Origin of the sequence: Rhizobium sp. FY34, assembly GCF_005222845.1 — a bacterium.
GTDB lineage: Bacteria > Pseudomonadota > Alphaproteobacteria > Rhizobiales > Rhizobiaceae > Neorhizobium.
The window spans coordinates 1-665 of sequence record NZ_STFZ01000029.1 but is presented as its reverse complement, the minus strand read 5'-3'; the positions used below and the strand labels follow the sequence as shown (position 1 = coordinate 665).

At 59.5% G+C, this 665-nt stretch carries 1 protein-coding gene; it reads right to left on the bottom strand.

The annotated features are described in order from the left end of the window. On the bottom strand, positions 1-665 hold a 665-nt coding region (locus E8M77_RS18545), incomplete at both ends, for a transposase (RefSeq protein ID WP_137132120.1).

Below are 665 nucleotides of genomic sequence, written 5' to 3'. Positions count from 1 at the left end.
CGGTAGTGCTTGTAGCCGTTGCGGTCGGTGGTGGCGTAGGTGAGCAACTGGCCTTGAGGGCAACGATAACCGTCGGTCTCTGGCTCAAAGACGAATTTCGACTTGCGCATCATCCCGTCCTTGGGCGGGGTCGGATTGCGATAGCCGGTCACGCCGAGGATTTTTCTGTCTTCCAGCCCCTTGGCAATGCCTGCCGTTGCATAGCCCGCGTCGAGCCCCACGGCTATGACATCAAGGTCAAAGCGTTCGCGCTGCCGGTCGAGCCGTTCCAGATAGACGATACTGTCATGCACATTGGCCGGCGTCACATGCGTATCGGTAATGATGGCATGGCGGCCATCGACGGTGCGATGATCCAAGTAAAAGAAGCCCTTGGGCTTGCCGTCGCGCACCATGTAGCCGCTATCGGGATCACTGCGCGACACCTTGGTTTCCTTCACCTCCGGTTCGCGCTCCTTCTCCTTCAACGGCTTCTGGCCATGCGCCACCCGCTCTGCCTCGATCGCCCGGTCGAGTTCGTTCCAATAGTCGGCGCGCGACTTGGCGAGCATCTCCAGATCATACTTCCCCTTGTTGGCATTGGCCTTCAGATGCGTCGAATCCGTATAGAGCACCGTGCCATCGACCAGGCCGTGGCGGATCGCCTGCTCCACGATTGCATCGAA